The following is a 23,244-nucleotide window of genomic DNA, read 5'->3' on the forward strand; positions in this document are numbered from 1 at the left end:
CACTGTGGGAGCACCTTCACCGACGAGTACGGAGGCACAGTGGCCACACACCTGGAACCATCGGAGCCGGCGACCCGCAAGGGGATCACGGCGGGGGACAGCCGCCCCATTGTCAGGGCCGGTCCGGTCGCGCAGCCGGGAACGCTGCTCGGATCTGCCCTCCTGCCCACAACGCAACGGTTGGCGGTGGGGTACGTGCGGCTTCGGCCCGTCACCAACGCCGCTGACCGTGACCAGGTCACAGTCCATTTGTGGGCGTTCGCGACCCGGTCCGGGCTGGACCTGGTCGGTATCTACACCGACCGCCACCCGTTCCGCCGGTCCGCGTTCGGGGCCCTCCTCCACGCACTACGCAGCCCGGACATCACCGCCGTGGTGATCCCCACCCCAGGGCACTTGTCGGAGTTCGACGGCATCTACCGAGGCATGCGCATGCTGATCGAGGTAGAGACCCGGTGCGAGGTGGTCATCATGGACGACGGGACCGCACCATGACCACACCGAGCTTGCATGCGGTCCACGGCTGGAAGCTGGAACAACTGCTGAGTCAGGTGATCGCGGCGGAGGCGCCCGCGATCATCGTTGAGCAGGCCATTGCCGAACGATGGCTGTTGCGCCTTACCTGGGCGCTGCTGGCGGTCAATGGGCCGCACCGCGTCGACACGCGCGGCCGGTGTCGGCTATGCCGCCCCGCATGCCTGCGGGCTCGGCGCTGGCGGCGTTGGTCCACGCGCTCCATGTGCATCGTGCAACCCACCCTCGCTCACGACCTTCGACAAGCCGAACCGCTGGTGTTTCCTGCCGGGGATCTGGGGGTGTCGTGAGCGGCCGGTTCACGCCACTGCCGCCCACCGTAGGCCCAGCCTCGGAGGTCACTTTGTTGGCGCTGCACACCGCCATCACCATCGGCGGACAAGTTGCGAGGATCGCCGCCCGGCTGTGGGGCCTGCCGTACCTCGAACATGTCGCCGAGCAGGTCGCCGCGCATCTGATCGCCCGCGCGGTTGAGAGCACCGGCCATCCCAACGCGAACCTCCGGTACAGCGACATCGACCCCACAACCCTCGCCGTGGTCAGCATCCGGGTACACCGCCGTGCCGACGCACTGATCATCGACGTGTGGGACACCGACCCCACAGCACCCGACGCACTGCCACTCGACCTGCACATCGCCGCTGTGGGTGCCCTGGCCCGCCGCTGGAACAGCTATCCCGTCCCATGCGGTGGAAAAGTCATTTGGGCCGAGATCGCGCCAGGGGACCAACGTGCCGGTTAGATACCGCACCTACCCCGACACGACCGTAATGGTGCGCTCAACGCCGCCGAGATCTTGAGTTTGCCCGCGAACCCTGATCGGATGCCGGAGGCCCGACCTATGGCCAACCCCGTTACGGACCTACGATTCGAACCCCGCCTGACGGCCGAGATCCAAGCCGTCCTCGAGAAGCACGGTTACCGGCTGCCGCCAGGCGGCGATCACATCCACGACCTGGTCATGACCCGTGTGACTCTCGCTCTCAAGAACCTCGTCGAGGTCTTCGAGGGAAGGACCCGCTGACATGACGGCCGACGAGCTTGCTGACTTTCACGGCCCGCATGTCGCGCCACCCACGCCGGAGCACGTCAAGCTGACCTGGCATTAACCCACCCCCCGGGCGTCACGCATCCGGGTGATCTCCCACACCTGTGAATGCCGTGAAACGACGTACGAACTGTGCGCCGCCGCTGGTCAGAGTTTCGTCCGCCGTACCGACCGTACGGAGCAAACCGTCCGCGAAACCCCGTGGACGTTGACCTCGATCGCCAGGCATGTCTTCGAGCAGATCCTGCGGGGCGAGGCCCGGTGATCAGAGGGCCCGACCGCTGCGGGGAGAGGCACGGTTGTCTGGGAACCAGGGCTTGCTTCCGCCAGATGAGCTGGGCGACGGAGTTCGGGAGCTGCGGCCCACCCTCGACGGTGCTGCCATACGCATTACGTACTGGCTTACGCCGAACCGCACCGCGGTCCTGCTAACCGTCTTCCGCAAGACGAGAATGCGGGAGGACGCCGAAGTCAGGCGCGCCAAGCTCGCTCAGAAGGTCTGCGAGGCCGAACACGGTCCAGCACACGAGGAGTTCATCCGCGCCATTGAGGAAAGAGAGGTGGAGCAATGGGTCACAGCCGTTGGAAGACCTTGCGCGAACGCAAGCTCGCCGCGGGTTTCACCGAGCCGGAGGACGTGGCCGAGGCTCGTCGCGAGATCCGGCTGTCCATGGCCCTGGCGAAGGCGGTGTACGATCGGCGCACCGAACTCGGGCTCACTCAGGCTGGAATTGGCCGACCGCGCGGGCCTCACCCAGGCGAAGGTCTCCCGGATCGAAGGCTCTGACACCGTTCCCACGCTGCCGCTTCTCGCCAAGCTGGCCGAGGCCCTTGACGCCACCCTTAACATCGCCCTCGACAACGACGACACCCGGGTGAGCTTCTCCGGACACCGCACCAACGCGGCCTGAGTAGTCCAAGCAGGCACCGCTTAGCCGACGTATCCCACGCTATGTGGCGAGAAGCGAGTCTTTGATCGCCTGTCCACCGGACGCGCTTGCCTCCGCCAGTTCGTGCGCGGCACGTCGGAACTCGGCTACGGCGTAGGCGTTGACTGCTACAGCATCCGGAATCACGTTCAAGGCGATGGCGGTTGCGGCCTCGGCATCGCCCTGCATGATGTGGGCTCGCGTCAGGCAGGCCCCGAACCATGCTCGATCGCGCCGATAAGACTCGGGCAGGGTCGATAGCCCGCGTTCGATGTAGTCGGTGGCGCGGCGGCCGTCGCCGAGTTCCAGTTCGGCCATGCCGCACTGCATGAGGAAACAGCCCTCGCCGTAGAAGTACATCCAGGGCGGCTCGTCGTCGGGGTGTTCGGCCGCGGTTCTGATGAGGTCTTCGGCTTCGGCGAGTCTGGTGCGTGCCTGGTTCGCCTCACCCATCTGGGCGTGTCCCCTGCCGGCCATCTGGGCAGCCATGCCTCGCACACCGTGCGTTGTCCGGCCGTCCTGCCAGCGGGAGGCCTCGGCGAGGCGTACGCAGCGATGTGCGTCGCCGAGGCTCCATGCCTGGTGGGCGCGCATGTTCAGGGTGGTTGAAGCGAGGCAGGCGTCTCCGGCTTCGAGGGCCCAGGCGTGGGAGCGGTCGTACCAGGCCAGTGCGGCGGGATGGTCACGGGAGTCCTGGCACATCCATGCGATGAACTGGGCGTACTGGGCGAGGACGGCGACCGCGCGGTCCGCCAGCGGTCCTCTGGCGCCTCTCGCGAGGTCTGCCACGGTGGACAACTGAGCGTGGACGAGTGGTAGCAGCGGACGGCTGCCGATGGTGTCCTCGACGCGGCGGTGTTCGGCCAGGCAGTGTTCCAGCCATCGCACTGTTTCCAGATCGACCCGTGGCGGGTTCTTGATGGCGCGGGTGATGCGCTCGTACAGGTCAGGGTCGGGCGCCAGCGACGGAAGGGCGAGGGCGGGGACCGGCTTGATGACGGTGCCGAACAACTGACCACTCCGGCCGGGGAGCGTGCGGCATCACCGCTGAGTCCGAACGGGCTGCCGCACTGCTGACCGAAGCGCTCGGCTTGTTGGCTCTTGGTGCCACAGGGACGGTCCGGCTGGTGCGTCTCGACCGCCACGCGCGGCAACCCTCCTACATCTACGGCAGGACCCTGCTGCGCCTGCGCCGCATCAAGGCCAGCTCGCCGACCGTGATCGCCACTGGCGATTAGGGTGGGACGGAGCCAGATCGTGATGCCGAATGGCGCCCGGCCGGTCTGGGAAGGGCTCCTGAAACACCACCGTCGATGCAAGCAAGAGCCATGGCCAAGGACGCCGGGCCTTACTCGGCTATGGTCAGGCCCCGCCGTGATGATCTGAGAGACATGATCGGCTCGGCGGGCCTGCTGGAAGCAAAGGACCGGAGTCGCGGCGTATGGAAAGGCGGCCGACTCAGCAAACTGCGTGAGCAGCCACAATAAACTGCCCACTCTCTCGAAGAGCCAGCCATGGGGAGTTGCGCGCCGAAGGCGCGCCTGAGGAAGGCAGTCCGAGCAACGCGAGGCCCTACAGGGGTCGAGCCGTTGGCTCGACTGGAAGAAGCGCCTGAGCCCCGAAAGCGCGGAGCGCTGATGAAGCGAAGCCCGTTGTGCCCGGGGTGGGCATCAGCTGGTTAACCACCCAAATGGGTAACGGGCGGGGCTCAGCAGCCGCCGATGCGGCAGAGTTTCGCGGCCATCTTCGTCGCGTCCGACTGGTGCTTGGCCAGGGTCCTGATGGCCGGGGTGTCGTTGTGCAGGTCCCAATAAATGGCTATGGCCGCGCCCTTGCGGACCGCGATGAACTGCTGGGTCTGAGGTACGGGATTGGACTTCGTCGACTTGGTGGCCCTCGAGGCGCCTACCGAGTCGTCGCCGATTTTCGGGTCGATTACCTTGACAAGTTTGCCGCACTTGGTCAGGCGGGTGCGGAACTCGGTCATCAATTTCTCGGCGGCGCTTGCCTTCGCGAAGAGGAAGACCTGTTCGCCGCGTTCGGCGCTGGTCTTCTCACCGCCGCCCATGTGCGGGTCATAGGTGAGGTCGCGGCGGGCGATCCAGTCCTTTTTCAGCTTGGCGCCCGAGCACTGGATGTTCTCCACCTCGATCAGGTTGTCGTTCTGGGAGAGGAGCCAGTGCTCGTGCTTGGTGTCCTTGCGGGCCTCCTTTTCGTACAGGAGGAAGTTCTTCGGGATGGACGGGCCGGCTAGGGCCGCCGCCGGCGGGAGCAGCAGGGCGGTAACCAGGGCGCTGCCGGTCAGCAAGGTGATCTTCTTTATGTTCATGCGGAGTTGGATGCCGGGGAGTGGGGAAAGGTTCGGGACTTATGTGAGGAATTCGGCTGGGGCGTTTCGTTGGATGAAAGATTCCAGCTCGGGCAAGGACAGGCCCGGTGGGGTGGCCACGATGAGGCGGTCCACGCCCAGGTCCGCGTACGACCTCACGGTGGCGGCATCGAGGCGGCGGGCGGGGGTGACTGAGATGTGCAGGGGCTTCGTCGACACGGCTCTCAGCGACTCCAGTTGGGCGGCTGTGGCGCGTAGGCCCAGCATCCAGCCGTACCAGCCGTCGGCCAGCGTGGCGGCTCGGCGGTGGGCGGCCGGGGTGTGGCCGCCGATGACGACAGGGACTGGGCGCTGCAGGGGGCGGGGGTGGGCGTCCACGTCCTTGAAGGAGACGTGCCGGCCGTCGAAGGCGGGCTTCTCGTCCTGCCAGAGGGAGCGGATGGCCGCCAGGTACTCCTCCAGGCGGGAGCCGCGGTCGGACATGGGGACGCCCAAAGCGCGGAGTTCGGGCTCCAGGTAGCCGGCGCCCAGGCCGAAGATCAGGCGGCCGCCGCTGAGGACGTCCACGCTGGCCAGCTGCTTGGCCAGGATCAGCGGGTCGCGCTGGGGGAGTACGACGCAGCCGGTGGCCAGCAGGATGCGCTCGGTGTGGGCGGCCAGGAAGGCCAGCGAGACCACGGCGTCCAGGAGCGGCGCGTCCGGTTCGAGGGGGGCGGAGTCGGGTCGGGGGCTGGGGAGGACGATGTGGTCGGCGGTCCACAGCGACTCGTAGCCCAGGCTTTCGGCCAGCCTTGCCACCCGGGCGGCGCCCTGGCGATCGGCGGCTGCGAAGCCGTTCGGCATATGAAGGCCGATGGAGGGCCCGGTGGCGGGTCCCACGGAAGCTGTGGGGGAGGGTCCCACGGAAGGTCCGGTGGAAGGTCCCACGGAGGGGCCGGTGGGAGGTCTCACGGAGGGGTCAGTGGAGGGTGGGGTGGGGGACATATTGGGAAACGTTACGGGGGCCGAGGTTGGTCCACCAGCGACGATCTCGCATGGAATCCATGCGCCGCGTGCATGCCATAAGGACCGAAAAAGGGGCGCCAGGCAAAGACGTGTGCGGCGAATGTTGAAAATTGCTTCCCGTATGGCGATCGTTGGCGTGAAATTGGAGGATCGGGGGCAGAGCACACTCCGCAAAGGAGGGAGCACTCGTGACGGCAGTTCGCGAGACCTCGATCGAGCAGGTCAGACGCCGGCGCACCGGTAAGATCATTGTGTCCTGGCTGTCGACGACCGATCACAAGGTCATCGGCTATCTCTATCTGATCACCTCGTTCGGGTTCTTCCTCGTCGCGGGCATTATGGCCATGGTGATCAGGGCCGAATTGGTACAGCCCGGTATGCAACTCGTGAGCCAGCAGCTCTACAATCAGTTGTTCACCATGCACGGCACGATCATGCTGCTGTTGTTCGCCACGCCGCTGTTCGCGGGATTCGCCAATGTGATCATGCCCTTGCAGATCGGGGCTCCTGACGTCGCGTTTCCCCGGCTCAACGCGGTGGCGTACTGGATGTTCCTGTTCGGCGGCCTGATCGTGCTGGCCGGGTTCATCTCGCCGGGTGGGGCCGCCGAATTCGGGTGGTTCGCCTATACGCCGCTCTCCACCGCCACCTTCACGCCGCACATAGGCGGCGATCTGTGGATCATGGGGCTCGCGCTGTCGGGCCTCGGGACGATTCTCGGCTCCGTCAACTTCATCACCACGATCATCGGACTGCGGGCCCCCGGCATGACGATGTTCCGGATGCCGCTGTTCACCTGGAACACCCTGCTGACCAGCATGCTCGTCCTCATGGCGTTCCCCGTGCTGGCCGCGGCGCTGCTCGTGCTCGAATCGGACCGTAAATTCGGCACGCACGTCTTCGACCCGGCCAACGGCGGGGCGTTGATCTGGCAGCACCTGTTCTGGTTCTTCGGGCATCCCGAGGTGTACATCATCGCGCTGCCGTTCTTCGGGATCATCACCGAGGTGATCCCGGTGTTCAGTCGCAAGCCGATTTTCGGATATGGCGGGCTGGTCGGGGCGACGATCGCGATCGCCGGACTGTCGATGACCGTGTGGGCGCACCACATGTTCCCCACCGGTCAGGTGCTGCTGCCGTTCTTCTCGTTCATGACGTTCCTCATCGCGGTGCCGACAGGGGTGAAGTTCTTCAACTGGATCGGCACGATGTGGCGGGGCCATCTGTCTTTCGAGACGCCGATGCTGTTCGCGGTCGGGTTTCTGGTGACGTTCCTGCTGGGCGGCCTGACCGGGGTCATTCTGGCCTCACCGCCGCTCGACTTCCACATCAGCGACACGTATTTCGTGGTGGCGCACTTCCATTACGTGGTGTTCGGGACCGTGGTGTTCGCCATGTTCTCGGGGTTCTACTTCTGGTGGCCGAAGATGACCGGGCGGATGCTCGACGACCGGCTGGGGAAGGTGCATTTCTGGACGCTGTTCATCGGGTTCCACACCACGTTCCTGATCCAGCACTGGCTCGGGGCGATGGGCATGCCCAGGCGCTACGCCGACTACAGCGCGGCCGACGGCTTCACCGGGATGAACGAGATCTCCTCCATCGGGGCATTCCTACTCGGCGCTTCGACGTTGCCGTTCCTCTACAACGTCTGGAAGACGGCCAGGCGGGCGCCCAAGGTGACGCTCGACGACCCGTGGGGCTACGGCAACAGCCTGGAGTGGGCCACCTCGTGTCCGCCGCCCCGGCACAACTTCACCTTCCTCCCGCCCATCCGGTCCGAACGGCCCGCGTTCGATCTGCACTATCCGCACTTGCTGAAGGAGGAACTCGAAGAGGGGAGCGGGGAAGAGGAGACTGGGGAAGAGGGTTCGAAAGAGACCGAGGAGCAGCCCGGCTGACCGGCACGTGCCAAAGAGCCGCTTCGAAAGCCAGCCCAAAGCCGGGCCTTCTCCGAAGCAGGTCCGGGTGCTTGTGTGGAGATGACGTTTCGCCCATCTAAGGAGATCGGCGATGACCGGCACGAAGACTCCCTTCACCCCCGAGACGGCCCCCTGCGGCAAGAAGTCCGCCGGCGAGCGCCTCGTCGACGACGACGGCTACGGCCTGGTGATCCGCGACCAGCTCTTCGACTGCGGCTGCCGCAGGATCCGCCACGAGTACCACGACGGCAGCATCCACCTCTCCGCCATCCGCCATGACGGCAAGCGGGTGAAGGACCCGATACAACCCGACCACGGGAGCTGATCGCACATGATCGACGTGCTCATCGTCGGAGGAGGCGGAGCGGGTCTGCGCGCGGCCATCGCGGTCGCCGAGACGGACCCCGCGCTCACGGTGGCGGTCGTGTCGAAGGTCTACCCGATGCGCAGCCACACGGTCTCCGCCGAAGGCGGCGCCGCCGCGGTGATCGGCGTCGGCGACACGCTCGACGAGCACTGCTACGACACGATCTCCGGCGGCGACTGGCTCTGTGACCAGGACGCGGTCGAGGCGTTCGTGGAGGAGGCGCCCCGGGAGCTGATCCAGCTGGAGCACTGGGGCTGCCCGTGGAGCCGCGAGCCGGACGGCCGGGTGGCCGTCCGTCCGTTCGGCGGGATGAAGCGGATGCGCACCTGGTACGCGGCCGACAAGACCGGTTTCCACCTTCTCCACACCTTGTTCCAAACAACACTGAAATATCGGGACATCGTGCGGTATGACGAGTGGTACGTCACCAAGCTCGTCGTCGACGACGGCCAGGTCCACGGCGTCGTGGCCGTCGAAATCAGGACCGGCCGCGTCGAGACCATCGCCGCCAGGACCGTCATCCTGGCCACCGGCGGCTGCGGCCGGGTCTTCCCCTTCACCACCAACGCCGCGATCAAGACCGGCGACGGCATGGCCCTGGCCTACCGGGCGGGCGCGCCGCTGAAGGACATGGAGTTCGTCCAGTACCACCCGACCGGCCTGCCGTTCACCGGCATCCTCATCACCGAGGCGGCCAGGGCGGAGGGCGGCTGGCTGATCAACAAGGACGGCTACCGCTACCTCCAGGACTACGACCTGGGCAAACCCACGCCGACGCCCAAGCTGCGCAGCATGGAGCTGGGCCCGCGCGACCGCCTCTCCCAGGCGTTCGTGCACGAACAGCAGCTCGGCCGCACGGTCGACACCCCGTACGGGCCGGTCGTCTACCTGGACCTGCGCCACCTCGGCGAGGGCAAGATCGAGGCCCGCATCCCGTTCGTCCGCGAGCTGTGCAAGAGCTACCAGAACCTCGACCCGGCCACCGACCTCATCCCGGTCCGCCCGGTCGTGCACTACATGATGGGCGGCGTCCACACCGACCTCGACGGCGCCACTCCGGTCGCCGGGCTGTTCGCGGCCGGTGAGACCGCGTGCGTCAGCATCAACGGCGCCAACCGGCTCGGCTCGAACTCGCTCCCGGAGATCCTCGTCTTCGGCAGAAGGGCGGGCCTGGCCGCCGCGAGGTTCGCGAAAGAGCACAAAGAGCAGGGCGAGCCCCAGGCCGTACGGACACAGGGGGACGACGAGCGGCGGCGGCTGGAGCGCGCGCGAGACGCGTCGGGCAAGGGCGAGCGGATCGCCGACCTGCGCGAGGAGATGCAGCACACCCTGGAGGGCGCGGCCGGGATCTACCGGACCGGCGGTGTGCTCGCCAGGGCCGTCGACACCCTCGCCGAGCTGCGCGAACGCGCGCAAGAGGCGCGCGTCGACGACGCCAGCACGACGTTCAACACCGAGCTGATCAACCTGCAGGAGCTGCACACCATGCTCGACGTCGCGCAGGCCATCGTCGCCTGCGCGCTCAACCGGAAGGAGTCGCGCGGCGCGCATCAGCGCACCGACTTCTCCGCCAGGGACGACAGCACCTACCTCGCGCACTCGCTGGTGCACCGCGCGCCCGACGGCACGCCGTCGGTCGGCCTGCTGCCCGTGACGATCACCCGCTGGCCTCCGGGGGAAAGGGTCTATGGACGTGACTGACACCGAAGAGTCCGTACGGCAGGCGGCGGCCACCCGCACGATCCGGCTGGAGATCGCCCGCTACCGGCCGGGTCAGGACAGCGAGCCGGTGTTCCAGGGCTACGACGTGCCGCTGACGGCCGACTGGGCCGTGCTCGACGGCCTGAACTACGTCAAGGACCGGCTCGACGGCAGCCTGTCGTTCCGCTGGTCGTGCCGGATGGGCATCTGCGGCTCGTGCGGCATGACCGTCAACGGCGAGCCCCGGCTGACCTGCGGGACCTTCCTCACCGAGTACGGCGACGGGCCGATCAGGATCGAGCCGCTCAAGGGCTTCCCGGTGATCAGGGACCTGGTCGTGGACATCGACGACTTCCTGGCCAAGCTGTCGTTGGTGCGGCCGTGGCTCATCAGAGAGGGCGAGGAGCTGCCGCTGACCACGGAGTACGCGCAGACGCCCGAGCAGCTCGACGCCTACAAGCAGTACAGCATGTGCATCAACTGCATGCTCTGCTACTCGGCCTGCCCGGTGTACGTGCTCAACCCCGACTTCCTCGGCCCGGCCGCGATCGCGCTGGCCCAGCGCTACAACCTCGACTCCCGGGACATGGGTGACCGCTTCGACGTGCTCAACCTGGAGGAGGCGGTCTGGGGCTGCACGTTCGTCGGAGAGTGCACGCGGGTCTGTCCCAAGCACGTGGACCCGGCCGAGGCGATCCAGCGCGGCAAGCTGACCGCCGCCCTGCGCTCGGTACTGCCCTGGAGCAAGCGATGACCAGCGCATACCGGCCGCCGCGGGACGCGTTCTGGTTCGCCCGTACCCGCAACTACACGATCTTCGTCCTGCGCGAGCTGACCAGCGTGCTGGTCGCGTGGACGATCGTCTTCCTGCTCCTGCTGGTCGGCGCCCTGCTGGGCGGCACCTTCCAGGACTTCACCGCCCTGGCCGCCCAGCCCTGGATGATCGTCGTCAACGTGGTGGCCCTGGTCGCGACCGTCTTCCACGCCGTCACGTTCCTGAACCTGGCGCCGAAGGCCACCGTGGTCCGGCTCGACGGCTGGCGGGTGCCCGCCTGGATGATCCAGGGCGGCAACCATTCGGCGTGGCTGGCCCTGTCCGTCCTGATCGCCTACTTCATCCTGAGGTCACCGTGAAGCGGACGCTGGAGCCGTACTTGTGGCTGCTCTTCAGCGGCGGGGGAGTGGCCGCCGCGCTGCTGCTGCCCGTGCTGGTCCTGCTGTTCGGCGTGCTCATGCCGCTCGGTGTGATCGACTGGCCGACCGTCGCGCACCTGCGCGCGCTCCTGGGCAACGTCCTCGTACGGCTCGCGCTGCTCGTGGTCATCGTGCTCTGCCTGTTCCACGCCGCGCACCGGATCCGGTTCACCAGCGAGGAGCTGTTCGGCATCGCCCGGTACGACTCGCTGATCGCGGTGCTCTGCTACGGCGGGGCGATCGTGGGTGGTGTGACTGGGGCGCTGCTTTTGTTCTAGTTTCATCACATTTCAACCGGGCTCTTTACGTTTGCTTTACTAACCCTCTAAATTCCGGCATTGCACACCCTGTGGCCATGCGCCCGGCGATCCCGGGCAGAGAGGGTTATCAGTGCCCAGCACAAAGCGTCTGTTAGCCGCATTACCCGCGGTCGCCCTCCTCGGCGCCGCGTTGACGGTCCCCGCCGCCCCCGCCTCTGCCGCAAGGTACGAGCCGGGCGCGTCCGACTTCTACATCAACTATGCGCCGCCCAGCGTCGAAGAGACGCCCGACGAGCCTCTCCTGCCCAACCAGAAGGCCCGCTCGCTCAGCCCGGCGCAGAAGGTCGACAGGAAGTTCACCAGCGGCAACCCGGCCGCCGCCCGTGTGCTCGCGGCCCGCGAGAACGAGGCGATCAAGACCGGGCGCAACCCCGCCGACTTCATCTTCAAGAAGTCCAAGCAGACCCGCGTCGCCAAGCTGCTGACCGTCCTGGTCGAGTTCAACGAGCAGGCCAACGACGACTTCTCCGGCTACAACCGCCTGCGCACGGTCAACAGCGCGCCCGACGACTGCGTGGTCGAGCCGGCGGGCACGGTCAAGAACGGCCCGCTGCACAACAACATCCCCGACCCCGCGACGTTGCCGCACAAGGACAACAACAGCTTCTGGGTCAAGGACTTCAGCACCTCGCACTTCAACACGATGCTCTACACCGACAAGGGCATCACCCAGCGCGTACGTCCTGACCTGAAGGACCCGCGCGACGGCCGCCCCGGCATCGACATCTCCGGCTTCACCATGAAGAAGATGTACGAGGAGATGTCCAAGGGCGCCTACTCGGTCACCGGCTCCGCGGTCGGCTGGATCAAGGCGCCGCACTCCGAGGCCTGGTACGGCGCGGCGGCCTGCGGTGGCGCTCCCCAGGACATGACCGGCAGCCCGGACAACCCGCTCGGCGCGGGCCAGCTCGCCATCGACACGGTGGACGCGCTGGCCAAGAGCCAGCCCAACTTCCCGTGGGCCGACTACGACGTCGAGGACGTCTCCGACGTCGACGGTGACGGCAACTTCAGTGAGCCCGACGGCGTCATCGACCACCTGGTCATGGTGCACGCGGGCAAGGACAAGTCGTCCAACGGCGGCGCCGAGGGCACGTACGCGATCTGGGCGCACTCCAGCGCGGTGGCCGGCGGCTACAAGATCCCCGGCACCGACAAGAAGATCTCCAACTACATCGTGCAGCCGGAGGACTCCGGCGTCGGCGTCTTCGCCCACGAGTACGGCCACGACCTCGGTCTGCCCGACCTGTACGACACTTCGGGCCAGGCCAGCTCCGCCGTCGACTTCTGGGACCTGATGTCGAGCGGCTCGCACTCCGGGCCGATCTTCCAGTCGATGCCGACCCATATGGGCCTGTGGGACAAGTGGGTGCTCGGCTGGGCGAACCCGAAGACGTTCAACCCGGGCGACGCCGCCAAGCTGGTCACCGTCGGACAGTCGTCGCGGACGCCCAAGCTCACCCAGGACGGCGTCCGGGTGAACCTGGCCTCCACGCCGCTGAAGATGGTCGACCCGCACAGCGGCGCCAACGCCTGGTGGTCCGGCCTGGACCAGGAATGGGCGGACGTCAAGCTGACCCGTGACGTGGCGGTGCCCGCCGGGACCGACCTGCGGTTCTGGATGTGGAACAACTACGAGATCGAGCAGGACTGGGACTTCGGCTTCGTCGAGGTCTCGACCGACGGCGGCGAGACCTGGGCCCAGCAGAAGGTCTACGACGAGGCGGGCAACGAGGTCACCACGCCCGACGGCTACCCGGACCCGAACAAGAACCTCAAGACGTTCGGCGACAAGAAGTACGGGCTCACCGGCAACACCAACGGCTGGCGGCACGACTACGTCAACCTGAACGCGTTCGCCGGTAAGACGATCAAGCTGCGCCTCGCGTACAACACCGACGCGGCCTTCACCCCGCGCGGCTGGCACGCCGACGACTTCCAGCTCACCAACGGCGGCACCGCCGTGTGGAGCGACGACGTCGAAGGCGGCGAGAACGGCTGGAAGGCCATCGGCGGCACGCACACCAACACGAGCGGCCAGGGCTGGACGATCAACAACGGCTCGCGCGAGGTGTCCCGCTTCTACCTGGCCGAGTGGCGCAACTTCGACGGGTTCGACCAGGGCCTGCAGTACGCCTACGACACCAACTACTCCCGTGATGGGGCGTGGAAGGTGGAGAAGGTCAAGTACAACGCCCCCGGCCTGCTGGTGTGGTACCGCGACTCGACGTTCACCAACAACTCGCTGTCCAACAACCTCGATCTCCAGCCGAGCATCGGGTCGAAGGGCAGCCTGCTGGTCGTGGACTCGCACTTCGATCCGCTGCGCCGCACCGGCACCGCGGCGACCAAGGACCCGACGCGGCACAAGAACCTCGAAGGCCGCACCCAGTCGTCCAACGCGGCGTTCTCCTTCGGGAAGACGTACCCGCTCAAGGAGTGCCTGGAGGCGGCGGACGAGCCGTTCAGCGAGTACTGCACGGACATCCCGGCGCTGAAGGGCGTGCCGAACTTCACCGACGCCAAGACCTGGTACCCGGGTCTGGAACTGCAGAACGGCAGCCTGTTCTACCGCGACTTCGACGCGTCGGTGGTCGTCCCGTCCAAGGGCGACCAGCCGTACAGCACCCGCGTCGTGAACGTCGACGGAACCCCGGCCACCGAGCTGTACGGAACGGACCTGGGTGGCGGCCATGTGGCCGGCACCGGGAACCCGGGTGACGAGGGCAAGGCGCTCGGCGTCCAGTTCAAGCTGGTCTCGCCGCTGCCGGGCAACCTGGGCGCCATAGTCCAGGTGATTCCGCCGAAGAAGTAAGGCCGAAAAGGTAAATCGAGGGGCCGCCGGGTCATCCGGCGGCCCCTTCGGCTGGCCCCAGAGGGGGCTCCGCGCGCCTACCATTGATGACCATGAGCGAATTGCGTACCAAGACCGAGCACACCGAGGCGATCCTCCAGGACCGCCGGGTGGCGGTGGTGGTCAACACTCGCTCGCGCCGGGGCCGCCGGCACTACTTCGAGGTGATCGACCAGATCCACGCCCTCGGCTTCGAGCCGCAGGCCGAGCTGTCGGTCTCCAACCCCAAGCGGCTGCGCGCCCTGCTCGACCAGGCTCTCGAGACCCGGCCCGACCTGTTGATCGTCGGTGGCGGCGACGGCACACTGTCCTCGGCGGTCCGCCACGTGGCCCACCGTGACGTGGCGCTCGGCGTGCTGCCGCTGGGCACCACCAACAACTTCGCCCGCAGCCTGGGCCTGCCGCTCGACCTGGCCGGGGCGGTCGGGGTGTTCGCCACCGGCAAGGTGGCCGACATCGACCTCGGCATGGCGGGTGACCGGCCGTTCGCCAACCTGGCCAGCTTCGGCGTGTCCGTCGAGGTGGCGGGCACGGTCAAGCCGTGGCTCAAGCGCATCCTCGGCCGTCCCGCCTACCCGCTGACCGCTCTGCGGGTCCTGCCCGGCCACCGGCCGTTCCGCGCGTACATCACGGTCGACGGCACGCGCCACGAGCTGTTCACCCACCAGCTCAACATCGCCAACGGCCGCTTCCACGGCGGCTGGCAGCTGGCCAAGGACGTCAGCATCGACAACGGCATGCTGGTCGCCTACCAGCTCGGCTCGGGCAAGAAGCTGCGCCTGCTCGGCGAGACGCTGGTGCGCGCCACGACCGGCCGCTGGCGCAGCCTGGCGGGCGGCCCGTTCGTGATGGGTCAGGAGATGCTGCTGGAGACCGACCCGCCGATGGCGGCCGACGTCGACGGCGAAGTGCGCCTGCGCACCCCGATCCGGCTCCGCGTGGTGCCCAACGGGGTGCGCGTCATGGTGCCCGCCGACTTCGACGATCGTTAAGGCTTGGCGACTAGCCGCTCAGGCGTCGGCGCAGAAGACAGAACTCGTTGCCCTCGGGGTCGGCCAGGACGTACCAGGACTCCTTGCCCGTCTGTCCGACGTTGGCGGGCTTGGCGCCGACGGCCAGCAGGCGTTCGAGCTCGGCGTCCTGGTCGCGGTCGGTGGGGTTCACGTCGATGTGCAGCGGCAGTTTTCCGGTTTTCGGATGGTCGTCCGGGCTGAGGACGAGCGTCGGCTGGAGGCCGCCGAAGCCTTCGGCCTCGGGACCGATCTCGATGCTGCCGTCCTCCTCCCGATCGAGAATGACGTAGCCAAGCACCTCACACCAGAACGCGGCAAGGCGTTCGGGGTCTCGACAGTCGATCACCAATTCACTGATACGGCATGCCATCCGGTGGCGATACCCCCCGTTGGCTCTCATCATGCGGGGGCTCGCCGAGGCGGCGGTACGCCGCGGCCAGCGGGTCCGCCAGATCGCGCGGCGGCGGAAAGACGCGGGGCAGGAGATCGGACGCCGCCGCACCGGGACGCCGTTCGGGCCGGTGGGCGGTGGCGCCTGGGGCGTAGAAGTCGGCCAGCCGGTCGGCGAACGGCACGTCCCGCACCGCGATCGGCTCCGGTTCCGAATCGGCCAACGACCCCAGCAGCCGCTCCCGGCTGCGCCCGCGCCAGGCCAGCACCAGGAACGGATCGTCGTCGAACGACTCCGCCAGCAGGTACAGCACCGCCGACAGATGCTTGCACGGCAGACCCCAGTCAGGGCACGAGCACTCCATGTCCAGGTCCCGGGGGAACAGGTCGATGCCCAGCGCGGCGAACAGCTCCTCGATCTCCGTCGGCATCTCACCGGCCAGCAGCTTCGCCCGGTAGACGGCCTGGGCCGCGATCGCCTCCTCGATGGCGGTCCAGCGCGCCTCGTCGTACGCCTCGATCTCGATCCTGATGTCGTACGGCCTGCGCCGCGAGCCCTGGACGGCCGCCGTGACCAGGCCGGGGGCGAGGTCTATCGACAGGACCTGGCCCGCGCGGGCGTAAGCGCGGCCCCGGGACAGGCGGCCCTTGTCGCAGACGCGCTCCAGGATGTCGATGAAGCGCCGCGACCACCAGGTGGAGCCGATCGAACCCCGCTGTGTGCGCGCCCGCAGCCCGCCCTCGACCCTGATCGGCTTGGCGGCCTCGAACCACACCATTTCAGCTCACCGCCTCGGCGGTCAGGCGGAAGACCTCGCGCAACTCGCCGGTGGACAGGTCGGTCAGCCAGTCCTCGCCGGTGCCGACCACGCTCTCGGCCAGGGCCTTCTTGCGCTCGATCATCTCATCCACGCGTTCCTCCAGGGTTCCCGCGCAGATGAGCTTGCGCACCTGTACGTTCTTGCGCTGCCCGATGCGGAAGGCACGGTCGGTGGCCTGGTCCTCGACGGCGGGATTCCACCAGCGGTCCACGTGGATCACGTGATTGGCCGCCGTCAGGTTGAGACCGACGCCCGCGGCCTTGAGCGACAGCAGGAACAGCATCGGCTCGTCATCATGCTGGAAACGCTCGACCAGGCGGTCGCGCGTCTTCTTGGGCAGGCCGCCGTGCAGCCAGAGCACCGGCCGGTCGAGCCGCTGCGCGAGGTAGGGCTGGAGCATCGTCCCGAATTCCGAGTATTGGGTGAACACCAGCGCCTTCTCCCCCTCGGCCACGATCTCCTCCGCGAGCTGCTCCAGCCGGGCCAGCTTGCCCGACCTGCCCGACAGGAGCGAGCCGTCCTTGAGCAGATGGGCAGGGTGGTTGCAGACCTGCTTGAGCCTGGCCATGGCCGCCAGCACCAGGCCGCGGCGCTCGATGCCCTCGCTGTCGTCGATCCTGCCCAGCATGTCGTCGACGACGGCCTGGTAGAGGCTGGCCTGCTCGGGCGTGAGCGGGCACCACTCCTTGACCTCCATCTTCTCCGGCAGATCGGAGATGATCGACTTGTCGGTCTTGACGCGGCGCAGCACGAACGGGCCGGTCGCCCGTTTGAGCGCCCGCATGGCCTGCTCGTCCTGGCGAGCCTCGATCGGCTCCTGGAACCGGGTCCTGAACCGCGACCGCGGCCCGAGCAGCCCCGGATTGGCGAACTCCATGATCGACCAGAGCTCGGCGAGATGGTTCTCGACCGGTGTCCCGGTCAGGGCCAGCCGCGTGCCCGTGGGGATCGCCCGGACGGCCTGGGACTGCAGGGTGCCGCTGTTCTTGATCGCCTGGGCCTCGTCGCAGACCACCCGCCGCCACTCGACCCGCCGCAGCGTCTCCAGGTCCCGCTGCGCGGTGCCGTACGTGGTGATCACCAGGTCGGCGTCGCCGATCGCCTGGGCGTCCCGGCCGCTGCCGTGGTGCACATAGACCCGCAACCCCGGCGCGAACCTGGCCGCCTCCCGCTCCCAGTTGCCCACCAGCGACATCGGGCACACCAGCAGCGTCGGCGTGTCGGCCCGCTCGTGGACCAGCAGCGCCAGCGTGGTGACCGTCTTGCCCAGCCCCATGTCGTCGGCCAGCACCCCGCCCAGCCCCAGCTCCGACAGGAAGCTCAGCCAGGCCAGCCCGCGCTCCTGATAGGGGCGCAGCGTCGCGTCCAGGCCGCTGGGCGTGGCCATCGGCAGGAGCCGCCGCTCGGCCTGGCCGGACAGCAGATCGCCGAGCACACCGTCGGCGTCGACCTCCAGCAGCGGCAGCTCGTCGTCACCCTGGACCACGTGACGCAGCAGGTCGGCGGCGGGCAACTCGCCGGTGCGCTCGCCCCCGACGGCTTTCAGCGCGGCCTTGAGCTGACGGTCGTCGAGCTCCACCCACTGCCCGCGGACGCGTACCAGCGGCACCTTCAGCCTGGCCAGCTCGGCCAGCTCCGCCTCACTGATCGTCTCGTCGCCGACCGCGAGGTCGATCCGGAAGTTCACCAGCTCGCGCAGCCCGAACCCCTGGGCGGTGGCCGCGCTCTGCTTCTTGGTGCGGGTGGTCAGCTTCAGCCCCAGCCTCGTACGGCCGGCCCAGCGCGGCAGCTGCACCCCGAACCCGGCGGCCTGCAACAGCGGCGCCGCCTGCCGCAGGAACCCGAACGCGCCCGCCGTGTCCAGCTCCAGCCCGGTCGGCTCGGCGACCCGAAGAGCCCGGTCGAGTTCGGGGTACAGGCGTACGGCACGGCCCAGCCCGGCCAGCAGCTCGCGCTCCGGACTCCTGGGCAGGCCGGGCACCGGCTCGCCGCTCCACACCCGTTCGGCGCGTACGTAGAGGCTGGGATCGTCGGCGGCCTGCAACGCGATCTCGACCCGCCAGCCACGGCCATCGTCAGCGCCGGTGCCAGTGGTGCCGCCAGCCTGGTCGGCGGGGGCGGTGCTATCCAGGTGGTTGAGGTCGTCGGCAGATGGCGTGAGGTCGAGATCGCCGGTGGGTTCGAGCAGGCGGAAGCACACCCTGGCGGCCCCGTCCGCGGCGGCCACGGAAGCCCGCCACTCCTCCAGCTCACGGCGCAGCTCCGGGCTGTCCGGGCAGCTGTCGTCGGCCCCGGTCAGCGCCGCCAGCCACCGCTCCTGGCCCGTACGGGGGCCGGTCACGAGCGGTTCGGTGAGCGCCGCCCGGACGAGCGCGTCGGTGAACCCGTCCAGCGCCGCCCCGAGCACCTCCACTGAGGGGCGCTCGACCTCGGAGGTACGGCAGGCGGGCGGCATGGCGAGGGCGAGGTCTCGGAAGTAGGCGGCGTCGGCCCCGGTCAGCACCGCCCGCCACACGGCCCGCCCACCGGCCTCTTCCGAGTGGGCATGGGGGATGAGCTGAGGGATGACCCGCCCCCGCCGTACGAGATCGCGCGCGAACTCGGCCACCACGCTCCAGTGGCGTACGGTGGCGGCGCCGGGGTGTTCGGCGAGCACCCGCAGCGCGTCTTCGGTGGCCGGGACGACAGCGGGCACCTCCCACAGATGCAGGCGCGGCCGGACGATCTCCGACAGGCGCCCGGCTTCGGGCGAGGCCAGCGGCTCCTTGGCGGAACCGGGCAGGAGCAACCGCAGACCGCGCACGGACCCGTCCAACGGGACCGCAGGCAGCCGATCGGCCGGCCGCCGTTCCGTGAGGCCCCCCTGCGAACCCTCAGCGGAGGAGGCGTGTTCACGGAGCGTGACGGCCAGGGCAGACGCGAGCCCGAGCAGATCGCCGAGCGCGACAGCGGACGCGGCGAACGGGTGCGGCCGCACGACGACTCCAGCGGTCGTCCCGGTGTCCGGCCGAGCGGCTCCAGCGGTCGTCCCGGTGGCGGGCCGGGCGGTCGTCCCGGTGGTGGGCGCGTCGGCGGATTGCGAGGTGCCCTCGGTGTCCTCTGCCCAGAAAGCGAGGGCGTCTCCTGCCCAGACCCCGTGTACGACCAGCATCTCGGCAGCGTATCTCGCCTAGCGGAAGATGGGCCCGGTCTCGAGCGTGACCCCGAACGGCTCCGGCAGTGGCAGCGGCTGCCCCGCCTCGACGACGATCGAGGTATCGTACGCGCCGTCGGACAGCCCGTGGAGCAGCCTGACTGACGGTGGGGTGGAGAAGTCGTCGAGGATCAATATCATCGGGACCCCCGCCCGCGCGTAGGCGACCGGCTTGGCCTCCAGATCGTCATCGCGGCTGTCGGACGACACCACTTCGACGGCCATCAGCGTGCCGTATCCGTAGGCCTGGTTGCCGTCGAACTCCGGGCTCCCCGGCGGGGCGATCAGGAGGTCGGGCAGCCGTTTGTCGCCGCGCCCCGGCGGAATGTGCACCGCCCAGGACTGGTAGAACTCCCAGCCGTTCTTCCGCTTGACGTCGCAGAGCTGGTCCGCCAGCCGGTCGACCAGGACACAGTGCCGTCTCTTGGCCCTGGAGCTCACATAGACCCGCCCATCCACGATCTCCGGCCTCAGTCCTTGCCCGACGAGTCTCTCCCACACCTGTTCGCGGCGGAGCTCCTCGTCCGTGGGGCCCAGGGCGCCCCATCCAGGGCCCCACGTGGGTGCGGCGATCGGCGGGCGCTCTGGACCCGGGGCGGGGTCGTGCCCGTGTGCCTTCCCGTACGTGCTGCCGGTAGGCATGGCGGTCATCCTTTCGCTCGCGTCATCAAGCTGTTCAGGCCCCGTACTTGCGCCCCCGGCTGGGTGCCTTGCTCAGCGGAAGATCAGGCCGGTGTCGAGCTCGACCCCGAACGGCTCCGGCAACTTCACCTGCTCGCCTTCGTCCACCTTGGTCATGTTGCGATATTCGCCATCACGTGGGTCCGACAGCAGGGTGACCGATCGAGGCTCGGAGAATTCGTCGACGATCAGCATGATGGGTACGCCTGCCCGGGCATATTCGGCGGGCTTGACCTGCAGATCGTCGGTCCGATTGTCGGAGGAGGTGATCTCGACGACCAGGAGCGTGCCGTGGCCGTAGGCCTGGTTCTCGTCGAACTCCGGACTGTCCGGTGGCGCGACCAGCAGATCAGGAAGCCGCTTGTCGCCTCGATCGGGCGGGATGTGAACGGCCCAGGTCTGGTAGAACTCCCAGCCCTTGTCGAGCGCGAACTCGAAGAGCTGCATCTGAACGCGATGGACCAGCTGCGCATGGCGCCTCTTCGTCCAGGGGCTCACTATGATCCTTCCACGGATGATCTCGGCTCTCCAACCCTCTCCGATGAGGGTTTGCCAGAGCTGTTCGCGCTTGAGCTCGGTGTGGGTCGGTCCGGACCGTCCCCAGCCCGGCCCCCACGCGGGCGAAGGTCGGGAGTCGCAGCCGGGCTCAGGTGCGGGTGCACGCCTGCGTGTCTTTCTGCGCGTGGTGCCGGTGGCCATGGCGGTCATCCTCTCGCTCGCGTCATCGGAAATACTACACTGCGTGACCGTGGTTTTACTCTGTGAAAGGTCTTCGTGATGGGGTTCTCAGCAGGCGAGGAACGGTGGCGGGAGCGGCTGGGCAGCCTGCGTGACGTGGTCAGGCAGGAGCTGGTGAGCCGACAGTTGGCGGCCCATCTCCCGTCCGTCCCGGCCAGGGTGCTGGACGTGGGCTGCGGGCAGGGCACCCAGGCGCTCAGGATCGCCGCCCAGGGGCATCGCGTGACCGCGCTCGACGCGTCCAGTGATCTGCTCGGGCTGCTGAAGGAGCGGGTCGAGCCTGAGATGGCCATCGAGGTGGTGCACGCGCCCGCCGAGCGGCTGGGGGAGCTGTTCGGGCCCGGGAGCTTCGACGTGGTCCTCTGTCATGGCGTGCTCATGTACTTCGACGACCCCGACCCGCTCCTGACCGCCATGGCGGCGGTGCTCGCGTCCGGCGGGGTGCTGTCCCTGCTCGTGCGCAACGGCGACGCGCTGGCGATGCGGCCCGGGATGACGGGGGACTGGGCGGCGGCCAGGGAGGCGTTCGACGCGGACGCGTACACCAACCGCCTGGGCGTCCGGGCGCGGGCCGACCGGCTCGACGACCTGACGCGGCGCCTGGCCGTACGAGGGCTGGGCGTCCGGCAGTGGTACGGCGTGCGGGTGCTCACGGACCTGGCGGCCGACGACGCGCCCCTCCCCGACGACCTGGACCTGCTGCTGGAGTGCGAGGAGCGGGCCGGGTCGAGCGACCCCTACCGGCGGGTGGCCCCGTTGACCCACGTCATCGCGCAGCCCGGCATCATCGCGCTGCCCGGCGATTTCGGCGACGCCCGACGGTGAAGATTCCGGTGGCGCCCGCAGCTGAAGTTGTACAGTGAAAATATGAATCCTCCCGGATCGTGGTGCGAACGGCCCAAGCCGTCGGCTCCTTCGTGTGAGCTGCCCTCCCCGTGGAGCAAGCCCAAGCAGCCCGACAACTGGTGCGACGTTCCCAAGTCCCCGGTTCTGTCCGTCGTCGGCTTCCTGCTGCGAGCCGCCAAGCGGTGATAGAAAGCCACTTCGCTGGGTAGTCGCCTCCTCGGCAGAGGAGGCGACGTGAACGACACCCACAAGCTGGTCAACGATCTCTCCGAGCAGGTCTCCCGGCTCGTCAGGGATGAATTGCGGCTGGCGCGGCTGGAGCTCACGCGGAAGGGCAAGCGGGCGGGGTTCGGCGCGGGCCTGTTCGGGGCCGCGGGAATGACCGCGTTCTTCGGCGGTGCCGCTCTGGTGGCCGCCGTCATTCTGCTGCTCGCCCTGGTGATGCCCGCTTGGGCGGCTGCCGCGATAGTGGCGGGTGTCTTGTTCGTTGTCGCCGCCGTGCTGGGTCTCATGGGCAAGAACCAGGTGAAGCAGGCCGCGCCGCTGGTGCCGGAAGAGACGATCGCCAGCGTCAAGGCCGATATCGACGTGGTCAAGGAGAGGGCTCGGCGATGAGTGAGACGGACCCCGAATACGGCGAGCAGGGATATAGCGAGCAGCATGCCGGGGACGTGGGCGCCCGCCGGACGACGGTCGGTATGCCGACGGACCACGAGTCCGTCAACGTACCGCCGACCAGGCCGGGCGCGGTGGAGAACGCGATGAAGGCGGAGGCCGCCCGCCAGGAGCACGAGACCTTCATCCCCGAACCCCCCGTGGTGGACGAGCGCACCGAGGCGGTAGGGGCCCGGGAAGGCGAGACGGAGTCTGTGAGGGCGGAGCACGCCAACGACGAGGATGAGGAAGAGGACGACGTGCACAAAAACATCAAGGACACCCGTCAGGAACTTGGCGACACCGTGGCGGCCCTGGCCGACAAGGCGGACGTGAAGGGCCGGGCGAACGACGCGGCGGAGGCGGCGAAGGGCAAGGCCACGGAGGTGGCCGGGGTCGCCAAGGACAAGGCCGTCGAAGTGGCCGAGGTCGCCAAGGACAAGGCGGCCGCCGTGGCCGAACTGGCGAAGGACAAGGCCGTCGTAGTGGCGGATGTCGCGAAGGACAAGGCCGCCGAGGTGGCCGACAAGGTACGAGATGTCACCCCCGACCAGGTCAAGGACGCGGCCGACAAGGTCACCACGGAGGCCAGGAAGCGCCCCGTGCTGGTCATCGCCGCCGCCGGCGCCCTCGTGGCCCTGGTCCTGCGCCGGATCATGAGGCGCAACAGGAGCAAGTGAGCCCCGATCCCGATAGCCTGCCTGA

At 68.2% G+C, this 23,244-nt stretch carries 25 protein-coding genes and 1 pseudogene; 18 read left to right on the plus strand and 8 right to left on the minus strand.

Features of this window, described 5'->3' with window-relative positions:
• Positions 1–39 precede the first annotated feature (39 nt).
• The 6 genes and pseudogenes from ACGFJ2_RS03095 (at position 40) to ACGFJ2_RS03120 (ending at position 2,493) form a co-directional block, all read left to right on the plus strand.
• Complete coding sequence (locus tag ACGFJ2_RS03095; RefSeq protein WP_393464077.1) at positions 40–495, plus strand: hypothetical protein; 456 nt, start codon at positions 40–42, stop codon at positions 493–495.
• On the plus strand, positions 492–824 hold the full coding sequence (locus ACGFJ2_RS03100) for a hypothetical protein (protein WP_393464080.1): 333 nt from the start codon (positions 492–494) through the stop codon (positions 822–824). Before ACGFJ2_RS03095 ends, ACGFJ2_RS03100 begins: the two co-directional genes overlap by 4 nt.
• Positions 825–880: 56 nt before the next feature.
• Complete coding sequence (locus tag ACGFJ2_RS03105; protein WP_393464083.1) at positions 881–1,276, plus strand: hypothetical protein; 396 nt, start codon at positions 881–883, stop codon at positions 1,274–1,276.
• Between the two features lie 99 nt (positions 1,277–1,375).
• Positions 1,376–1,558: a hypothetical protein gene (locus ACGFJ2_RS03110; protein ID WP_393464085.1), complete on the plus strand. Its 183-nt coding sequence runs from the start codon at positions 1,376–1,378 to the stop codon at positions 1,556–1,558.
• A gap of 251 nt (positions 1,559–1,809) precedes the next feature.
• Positions 1,810–2,037: pseudogene (locus tag ACGFJ2_RS03115) on the plus strand (type II toxin-antitoxin system RelE/ParE family toxin); the annotation flags it as partial.
• Between the two features lie 276 nt (positions 2,038–2,313).
• The gene (locus ACGFJ2_RS03120) at positions 2,314–2,493 is read left to right on the plus strand and encodes a helix-turn-helix domain-containing protein (RefSeq protein ID WP_393465282.1); all 180 of its coding nucleotides are present in this window, start codon (positions 2,314–2,316) and stop codon (positions 2,491–2,493) included.
• 39 nt (positions 2,494–2,532) lie between these two features.
• Here the strand turns inward: ACGFJ2_RS03120 and ACGFJ2_RS03125 are convergent, their stop codons facing one another.
• The 3 genes from ACGFJ2_RS03125 to ACGFJ2_RS03135 all read right to left on the minus strand — a co-directional run bounded on the left by ACGFJ2_RS03125 (position 2,533) and on the right by ACGFJ2_RS03135 (position 5,683).
• Complete coding sequence (locus ACGFJ2_RS03125; RefSeq protein ID WP_393464088.1) at positions 2,533–3,522, minus strand: XRE family transcriptional regulator; 990 nt, start codon at positions 3,520–3,522, stop codon at positions 2,533–2,535.
• A 697-nt stretch (positions 3,523–4,219) separates the two neighbouring features.
• Complete coding sequence (locus tag ACGFJ2_RS03130) at positions 4,220–4,840, minus strand: hypothetical protein (protein ID WP_393464091.1); 621 nt, start codon at positions 4,838–4,840, stop codon at positions 4,220–4,222.
• A 39-nt stretch (positions 4,841–4,879) separates the two neighbouring features.
• On the minus strand, positions 4,880–5,683 hold the full coding sequence (locus tag ACGFJ2_RS03135; RefSeq protein ID WP_393464094.1) for an LLM class F420-dependent oxidoreductase: 804 nt from the start codon (positions 5,681–5,683) through the stop codon (positions 4,880–4,882).
• Positions 5,684–6,033: 350 nt separating this feature from the next.
• Here ACGFJ2_RS03135 and ctaD point away from each other — a divergent pair, with 350 nt between their 5' ends.
• From ctaD to ACGFJ2_RS03175, 8 genes are all read left to right on the plus strand, one after another.
• A complete protein-coding gene (gene ctaD / locus ACGFJ2_RS03140; protein WP_393464097.1) occupies positions 6,034–7,746 on the plus strand; it encodes a cytochrome c oxidase subunit I in 1,713 nt (570 codons plus the stop codon).
• A gap of 112 nt (positions 7,747–7,858) precedes the next feature.
• The gene (locus tag ACGFJ2_RS03145; RefSeq protein ID WP_357951079.1) at positions 7,859–8,092 is read left to right on the plus strand and encodes a hypothetical protein; all 234 of its coding nucleotides are present in this window, start codon (positions 7,859–7,861) and stop codon (positions 8,090–8,092) included.
• A 6-nt stretch (positions 8,093–8,098) separates the two neighbouring features.
• Positions 8,099–9,835, plus strand: a complete 1,737-nt coding sequence (gene frdA, locus ACGFJ2_RS03150; RefSeq protein WP_393464100.1) for a fumarate reductase (quinol) flavoprotein subunit — start codon at positions 8,099–8,101, stop codon at positions 9,833–9,835.
• Complete coding sequence (gene sdhB, locus ACGFJ2_RS03155) at positions 9,828–10,589, plus strand: succinate dehydrogenase iron-sulfur subunit (protein WP_393464103.1); 762 nt, start codon at positions 9,828–9,830, stop codon at positions 10,587–10,589. The genes frdA and sdhB overlap by 8 nt, the downstream gene beginning before the upstream one ends.
• Positions 10,586–10,969: a hypothetical protein gene (locus tag ACGFJ2_RS03160; RefSeq protein WP_393464106.1), complete on the plus strand. Its 384-nt coding sequence runs from the start codon at positions 10,586–10,588 to the stop codon at positions 10,967–10,969. Before sdhB ends, ACGFJ2_RS03160 begins: the two co-directional genes overlap by 4 nt.
• Positions 10,966–11,307, plus strand: coding sequence for a fumarate reductase subunit FrdD (gene frdD / locus ACGFJ2_RS03165; RefSeq protein ID WP_357951090.1), 342 nt, complete (start codon positions 10,966–10,968; stop codon positions 11,305–11,307). The genes ACGFJ2_RS03160 and frdD overlap by 4 nt, the downstream gene beginning before the upstream one ends.
• Positions 11,308–11,419: 112 nt before the next feature.
• On the plus strand, positions 11,420–14,164 hold the full coding sequence (locus ACGFJ2_RS03170) for an immune inhibitor A domain-containing protein (RefSeq protein ID WP_393464109.1): 2,745 nt from the start codon (positions 11,420–11,422) through the stop codon (positions 14,162–14,164).
• A 92-nt stretch (positions 14,165–14,256) separates the two neighbouring features.
• A complete protein-coding gene (locus tag ACGFJ2_RS03175) occupies positions 14,257–15,195 on the plus strand; it encodes a diacylglycerol kinase family protein (protein ID WP_225289703.1) in 939 nt (312 codons plus the stop codon).
• A gap of 10 nt (positions 15,196–15,205) precedes the next feature.
• Here the strand turns inward: ACGFJ2_RS03175 and ACGFJ2_RS03180 are convergent, their stop codons facing one another.
• The 5 genes from ACGFJ2_RS03180 to ACGFJ2_RS03200 all read right to left on the minus strand — a co-directional run bounded on the left by ACGFJ2_RS03180 (position 15,206) and on the right by ACGFJ2_RS03200 (position 21,000).
• Positions 15,206–15,586: a VOC family protein gene (locus ACGFJ2_RS03180; RefSeq protein WP_393464112.1), complete on the minus strand. Its 381-nt coding sequence runs from the start codon at positions 15,584–15,586 to the stop codon at positions 15,206–15,208.
• A complete protein-coding gene (locus tag ACGFJ2_RS03185; protein WP_393464115.1) occupies positions 15,567–16,385 on the minus strand; it encodes an SWIM zinc finger family protein in 819 nt (272 codons plus the stop codon). Before ACGFJ2_RS03185 ends, ACGFJ2_RS03180 begins: the two co-directional genes overlap by 20 nt.
• 1 nt (position 16,386) lies before the next feature.
• A complete protein-coding gene (locus tag ACGFJ2_RS03190; RefSeq protein ID WP_393464118.1) occupies positions 16,387–19,578 on the minus strand; it encodes a DEAD/DEAH box helicase in 3,192 nt (1,063 codons plus the stop codon).
• 18 nt (positions 19,579–19,596) lie between these two features.
• A complete protein-coding gene (locus ACGFJ2_RS03195; protein ID WP_357951103.1) occupies positions 19,597–20,262 on the minus strand; it encodes a Uma2 family endonuclease in 666 nt (221 codons plus the stop codon).
• Between the two features lie 72 nt (positions 20,263–20,334).
• The gene (locus ACGFJ2_RS03200; protein ID WP_357951106.1) at positions 20,335–21,000 is read right to left on the minus strand and encodes a Uma2 family endonuclease; all 666 of its coding nucleotides are present in this window, start codon (positions 20,998–21,000) and stop codon (positions 20,335–20,337) included.
• Between the two features lie 78 nt (positions 21,001–21,078).
• Between ACGFJ2_RS03200 and ACGFJ2_RS03205 the strand changes: the two genes are divergently transcribed.
• From ACGFJ2_RS03205 to ACGFJ2_RS03220, 4 genes are read left to right on the plus strand one after another with little or no spacing between them, the layout of a single operon-like run.
• Positions 21,079–21,864 carry a class I SAM-dependent methyltransferase gene (locus tag ACGFJ2_RS03205; protein ID WP_393464123.1) on the plus strand — a complete coding sequence of 262 codons (786 nt, stop codon included), beginning with the start codon at positions 21,079–21,081 and terminating at the stop codon, positions 21,862–21,864.
• A 42-nt stretch (positions 21,865–21,906) separates the two neighbouring features.
• A complete protein-coding gene (locus tag ACGFJ2_RS03210; protein ID WP_357951111.1) occupies positions 21,907–22,071 on the plus strand; it encodes a hypothetical protein in 165 nt (54 codons plus the stop codon).
• A gap of 48 nt (positions 22,072–22,119) precedes the next feature.
• A complete protein-coding gene (locus ACGFJ2_RS03215) occupies positions 22,120–22,500 on the plus strand; it encodes a phage holin family protein (RefSeq protein ID WP_357951113.1) in 381 nt (126 codons plus the stop codon).
• The gene (locus ACGFJ2_RS03220) at positions 22,497–23,219 is read left to right on the plus strand and encodes a DUF3618 domain-containing protein (RefSeq protein WP_393464127.1); all 723 of its coding nucleotides are present in this window, start codon (positions 22,497–22,499) and stop codon (positions 23,217–23,219) included. Before ACGFJ2_RS03215 ends, ACGFJ2_RS03220 begins: the two co-directional genes overlap by 4 nt.
• The last annotated feature ends 25 nt before the right edge of the window (positions 23,220–23,244 follow it).

This window comes from Nonomuraea sp. NPDC049028, assembly GCF_043197735.1.
Classification (GTDB): Bacteria; Actinomycetota; Actinomycetes; order Streptosporangiales; family Streptosporangiaceae; genus Nonomuraea.

Coding starts and splice junctions, on each gene's coding strand:
- ACGFJ2_RS03160 (WP_393464106.1), top strand. CDS start 10,586: ATGACCAGCGCATACCGGCCGCCGCGGGACGCGTTCTGGTTCGCCCGT.
- ACGFJ2_RS03100 (WP_393464080.1), top strand. CDS start 492: ATGACCACACCGAGCTTGCATGCGGTCCACGGCTGGAAGCTGGAACAA.
- ACGFJ2_RS03135 (WP_393464094.1), bottom strand. CDS start 5,683: ATGCCGAACGGCTTCGCAGCCGCCGATCGCCAGGGCGCCGCCCGGGTG.
- ACGFJ2_RS03185 (WP_393464115.1), bottom strand. CDS start 16,385: ATGGTGTGGTTCGAGGCCGCCAAGCCGATCAGGGTCGAGGGCGGGCTG.
- ACGFJ2_RS03195 (WP_357951103.1), bottom strand. CDS start 20,262: ATGCCTACCGGCAGCACGTACGGGAAGGCACACGGGCACGACCCCGCC.
- ACGFJ2_RS03200 (WP_357951106.1), bottom strand. CDS start 21,000: ATGGCCACCGGCACCACGCGCAGAAAGACACGCAGGCGTGCACCCGCA.
- ACGFJ2_RS03220 (WP_393464127.1), top strand. CDS start 22,497: ATGAGTGAGACGGACCCCGAATACGGCGAGCAGGGATATAGCGAGCAG.
- ACGFJ2_RS03130 (WP_393464091.1), bottom strand. CDS start 4,840: ATGAACATAAAGAAGATCACCTTGCTGACCGGCAGCGCCCTGGTTACC.
- ACGFJ2_RS03110 (WP_393464085.1), top strand. CDS start 1,376: ATGGCCAACCCCGTTACGGACCTACGATTCGAACCCCGCCTGACGGCC.
- ACGFJ2_RS03210 (WP_357951111.1), top strand. CDS start 21,907: ATGAATCCTCCCGGATCGTGGTGCGAACGGCCCAAGCCGTCGGCTCCT.
- ACGFJ2_RS03145 (WP_357951079.1), top strand. CDS start 7,859: ATGACCGGCACGAAGACTCCCTTCACCCCCGAGACGGCCCCCTGCGGC.
- ACGFJ2_RS03205 (WP_393464123.1), top strand. CDS start 21,079: ATGGGGTTCTCAGCAGGCGAGGAACGGTGGCGGGAGCGGCTGGGCAGC.
- ACGFJ2_RS03180 (WP_393464112.1), bottom strand. CDS start 15,586: ATGGCATGCCGTATCAGTGAATTGGTGATCGACTGTCGAGACCCCGAA.
- ACGFJ2_RS03190 (WP_393464118.1), bottom strand. CDS start 19,578: ATGCTGGTCGTACACGGGGTCTGGGCAGGAGACGCCCTCGCTTTCTGG.
- frdA (WP_393464100.1), top strand. CDS start 8,099: ATGATCGACGTGCTCATCGTCGGAGGAGGCGGAGCGGGTCTGCGCGCG.
- ACGFJ2_RS03175 (WP_225289703.1), top strand. CDS start 14,257: ATGAGCGAATTGCGTACCAAGACCGAGCACACCGAGGCGATCCTCCAG.